At 58.0% G+C, this 4194-nt stretch carries 5 protein-coding genes and 1 pseudogene; 3 read left to right on the top strand and 3 right to left on the bottom strand.

Annotated features, from left to right (window positions below):
- Both Q2941_RS50960 and Q2941_RS50955 read left to right on the top strand, forming a co-directional pair.
- Positions 1-380: pseudogene (locus Q2941_RS50960) on the top strand (TAXI family TRAP transporter solute-binding subunit); the annotation flags it as partial.
- Positions 381-683: 303 nt separating this feature from the next.
- Complete coding sequence (locus Q2941_RS50955; RefSeq protein WP_458197443.1) at positions 684-1433, top strand: bestrophin-like domain; 750 nt, start codon at positions 684-686, stop codon at positions 1431-1433.
- Between the two features lie 429 nt (positions 1434-1862).
- Here Q2941_RS50955 and Q2941_RS50950 read toward each other — a convergent pair whose 3' ends face one another.
- Positions 1863-2057 carry a hypothetical protein gene (locus tag Q2941_RS50950; protein ID WP_458197442.1) on the bottom strand — a complete coding sequence of 65 codons (195 nt, stop codon included), beginning with the start codon at positions 2055-2057 and terminating at the stop codon, positions 1863-1865.
- Positions 2058-2096: 39 nt separating this feature from the next.
- On the opposite strand from Q2941_RS50950, the gene Q2941_RS50945 reads away from it, so the two are divergent.
- On the top strand, positions 2097-2306 hold the full coding sequence (locus Q2941_RS50945; protein WP_458197441.1) for a hypothetical protein: 210 nt from the start codon (positions 2097-2099) through the stop codon (positions 2304-2306).
- A 105-nt stretch (positions 2307-2411) separates the two neighbouring features.
- Here the strand turns inward: Q2941_RS50945 and Q2941_RS50940 are convergent, their stop codons facing one another.
- Positions 2412-3188: an SDR family NAD(P)-dependent oxidoreductase gene (locus tag Q2941_RS50940; RefSeq protein ID WP_458197440.1), complete on the bottom strand. Its 777-nt coding sequence runs from the start codon at positions 3186-3188 to the stop codon at positions 2412-2414.
- Positions 3189-3729: 541 nt separating this feature from the next.
- Positions 3730-4194, bottom strand: a 465-nt coding sequence (locus tag Q2941_RS50935) for a hypothetical protein (RefSeq protein WP_458197439.1), incomplete at its 5' end; no start/stop codon positions are given.

Below are 4194 nucleotides of genomic sequence, written 5' to 3'. Positions count from 1 at the left end.
AGAGCTTCATGGATGAATACGGCAACTGGATCTATTTGACGCCGATGGTGCTGGGCGGTGCTGCCACCATGCTTGCGGCGGCGTGGAAATTCCTGGGCATCGGCAACCGCGCGACCTATGGCCCGCTGGATTCCCTCTATGCCCTGGCGCGCCGGATCCGGAAAGTCGAAGCAGAGGCCGAGCTGTCGGATGTCGAAGAAGAAATCGACGGCATTCTAAAAGCGGAACGTGCCAAATCCGCTGCCGGAGACGAGAGCGCAGTGGATGATGCCACACTGAATGTGGCAGTCCACCGGCTCGAGAGCTTGATTCACGACCGACGCACATTGATCGCTAAGAGGCCCACAGTTGCCTCCGCAGCCGAGCCGACACACCGCTAAGTCTCGACACGCCGCGGCACCGCGATTGCCGGAACCACAGAATAACACCCCAAGGAGAGCCGTCATGAAACATCTGGCGATTCCTGCCGGTGCGGTTGCCGCGCCGCGGGCGCTCGTTGTTCGGCGCAGGGTGTACTGATAGGCCGCGACGCATCAGGATGCCACGTCAACGATACGGGGCCGAAACCAAGCCTGCGCTCAGGCGAACGAGCCGTGAAGCTATGGCCTATCAAGCTCGTCGCTCTGTTGCTAAACTTGACGACCAACAGAGAGACGGCCGCTGCCTCGCGACACTGGTGAATCATGAATGCAATCACGGTATCGTGCATCACGTTTGTATGCATCTCAGGCGGCGCCTCGCTCGGTATGTTCCTTCCTGGGCACCACCTGAGCACGGATGACAAGGATGTCGTCAGGCTGGGCACGGGCCTGATCGGGACGATAGCCGCGCTCGTCCTCGGCCTGCTGATCGCCTCGGCGAAGGGCTCCTACGACACGCAGAGCACTCAAGTCACGCAGATGACGAGTAATGTCGTCCTGCTCGACAATCTGCTGGCGCAGTACGGACCGGAGACGAACGACGTACGCAATCTGTTACGACGCGGCATCGCTGTTTTAGCCGATCGAATGTGGCGCGAGAACAGTTCCGAGGTTGCCAAGGCGAACCCCTTTGAGGCGAGCGCCGCAAGCGACGCATTCTTTGCGAAGCTTCCGCAGCTTTCGCCGCAGAACGATTCCCAGCGGTCCCTGCAAGCCAGAGCCATACAGATCGCCACCGATATTGCGCAGACCCGCCTGCTGCTGTTCGCACAGACGAACAACTCAATCCCCATGCCGTTCCTGGTGGTGCTGATTTTCTGGCTCACCATCATCTTTGGAAGCTTCGGCCTTTTTGCCAAACCCAGCGCAACCGTTTTCGGCTCGCTGTTCGTTTTTGCACTGTCGGCCGCCGGAGCGATCTACCTGGTCCTGGAGTTTGGTCAGCCATTTGCGGGTTTGATGCAAATTTCCAGCGTGCCACTGCGCAACGCCCTCTCGCCGCTCAGTCCCTAAGCCCTTCGCATGATCGGGGTTGCCAGCCAGAGCAAGCCCCGACTGCCATCTCGGTCGTCGCGACCTGCTGCAGCGGCTTCTCGAATTGATCAAGATGTGCGTTGTGCTGAGATGTCCGAATCTGGCTCCTCGCGTCATTTGCTGCGTCTGCACAAATGCGAGCGCTATCGGGACCGAAGCGGACATCGATTGGTAGCGAGCACTGCCCGGCTCAGTCGCGAATGACCAAGGTGGACATCGTCACGTCGCTGCCGGGTTCAAGACAGGTTCTCGAATTGCCAATCTGTTCCTGTGCAGAGGTATTAGTGTCCTAATTTGTTTTGTGTGCACTTCTGAACAGAAAGTTTTCCCGGAATATGCCTTTATATCTCATCACCGCCCCGTCCCTGGCTTCTATCGGTGACTGAGAACGCCGGTTGCGCTCCCGCCTTACTCGAACAAAGGGAGCGCGCCATGACAAGTCGGCGTTGTTTCAAGCAATCCACATTCCAAGATCGCCTTGCCGCGTTCGCCCAGGACGCCCGGGACGAAGCAGCCAAGCTTCCACCAGGTATCGAGCGCGACGACATGCTGCGAAGAGCCCGGCAGGCCGACACCGCAGAACATCTGGACGAATGGGCTCATTCGCCCGGCTTGCAGCCACCGAAGTAGGCGCGCCGCGCCATGAAGGATATGCAGGCGCACCTAGAAATGCTGCGCACTCAGATCGCTGAATGCGAAATGATCCGCGATTTGGCAACCGACCAGAAGAAGCGAGAGCTGTTCGCGAGACTTGCCGAGCATTTCAGGGTTTTGGCGAACGAGATCGAAAAGACGATAGGGGTCACAATCCCGAGCCCGCTATTGGAGCCTTCCTCCAAGGAGAAAGACTAAGGCACATCAGCCGTGCAGGTTCAATTCAACGGACCTTTTGCCGCACTATCTTGACGGATAGTTGCTGCCCGTTCCGTGTTCTCGGGCGAGCGCGAGGGTTCGGCCTTAGCCGTGTCCGATGTAATCCATTCTTCCACCATCCACTACTAACAACTGGGCCGTTACCCAACCCGCCTCCGGAGCGGCAAGGAAAGTCACAGCGTTAGCGATATCTGCGGGCTGTCCGATGCGCCCCATTATTGTCCGCTCGGCAAGACTCTTCTCGATCGCCTTCCACTCGTCGGCGCTGCGCATCCCCTGCGTCATATCCGTGCGGACGAATCCTGGCGCCACCGCGTTTACGGTGATCCCGTCAGCGCCCAGCTCCATCGCGAAGCGACGCGTCAATATCGCGGCCTCCGCTTTTGTCGCGGCGTAGAACGCATTGCCGGGCAGCGCCGTTCCGATCGCGGCTATAGAGGCCACATTGACAATCCGGCCATAGCGGCGGGCGCGCATGCCCGCCATAGCAGCGCGGGTCGCGTGAATAGTGCCGTCCGCGTTGACGCGACGCATGCGATCGAACTGTTCGTAGTCGAATGTGTCGAGCGTTGCCTGATGGAACACTCCGGCGTTGTTGACTAGTATGGTCACCGGGCCAAGCTGCGCCTCGGCCCGCTCGATCATCATCTGGACGGCGCGAAAGTCCGCTACGTCCGCACAGGCCGTTATAGCGCGCCCGCCTTCGCCCTTAATTTCGGACGCGACTTGCTCGGCCGCGTCCGCGCGCGCCGCGTAGTTGACGCACACGGCGGCACCCCGCTTGGCCAGGAGAAGCGCGATCGCTCGGCCAATGCCGCGCGCGCCACCGGTCACGACCGCCACCTGGTTGCTCCATGTCATTGCTGTTCTCCCGCTCGCGATACCCCACAGCTTCTTCGAAATATCGACCGCAACTAATGCCGCAGCAAGTTGTTTGGCGACATTTCTACGTTCGGGAACGCATCAGGAGAACGTTGGCCCGCACCGGTCGAGAATTTGCCGCTGCGTGTGGATCACTCGGGGCTGCCAATCAAACGCAAAGCTGATGATCGAGGGCCTTCGGAAACCAGGGTTGCCCCAATGAGCCCGTAACTTGTTCCGGACGAGTGATCGAATACGAGACGCAATTTGCTGCGCGCATGAGTCTGGAAGTGACGTCGCCCAAGAAGCCAAAATGTTGGCGCGCGATCACAAGAACACCTTCGATTTTTTGTAAGGGCGCGATCCTTTGGGGACCGTCAGATCCTATGGCTGAGGATCGTCGGCGGCCCCAGTTGTCACTAACCGGGGTCGTCCGCTCGGCCTTCCATCCTAGAGGATTAATGATCGACCGTCAGCACGGTGGACTTGTGACGTCGGTCGGCGCCACTTCTGCCAAGGCCCAGAAGTTTGCTCGATGGTCTCACTTCTGTGGATGAGCTGACATAGCTCTTTCATCGTTTTGCCTGACAATCTCTGTCACCAGGTAAAACCGATATGCCAGATGAAATCCGACAAAAATCCAGAAGATCCCGCCAATCATCGACAAAACTGAAAACTTACCGATTACGCCTTCAAAGATTGTGTAAAGGCCAAGAACTCCCATGATGTAAAACGCATAGAAATAGGGAAGGAATCCAAGCGGAACTAGGAGATTTTTCCGTCTCCTGTTTCGTTCGGCGGCGGATACAATAAAAAAATAGGTGAAAAGACCTGCTGAGGCAGCAACGCCACCTAACACCGCAGCGTAAGTGTACAAGTAGTAGTCTTGGGACCACCCCAGTCGGAAAAATTCGACAATCCCGTAAACCATTGCAGCAAGAATAGGTACTTCGATTCTGGCAGCCATGATGTCGCCCTTCGTCCCCTTCAGCTCTGGAGGAACAGA

The sequence above is a fragment of the Bradyrhizobium sp. UFLA05-153 genome (assembly GCF_054185185.1).
Note: the sequence above shows the minus strand (reverse complement) of the source record. Positions and strands in the feature narration are given on the sequence as shown.

Excerpts from the sequence above, each read along its gene's own strand:
- Q2941_RS50955 (WP_458197443.1), top strand. The coding sequence starts at position 684 with ATGAATGCAATCACGGTATCGTGCATCACGTTTGTATGCATCTCAGGC.
- Q2941_RS50950 (WP_458197442.1), bottom strand. The coding sequence starts at position 2,057 with ATGAGCCCATTCGTCCAGATGTTCTGCGGTGTCGGCCTGCCGGGCTCT.
- Q2941_RS50945 (WP_458197441.1), top strand. The coding sequence starts at position 2,097 with ATGAAGGATATGCAGGCGCACCTAGAAATGCTGCGCACTCAGATCGCT.
- Q2941_RS50940 (WP_458197440.1), bottom strand. The coding sequence starts at position 3,188 with ATGACATGGAGCAACCAGGTGGCGGTCGTGACCGGTGGCGCGCGCGGC.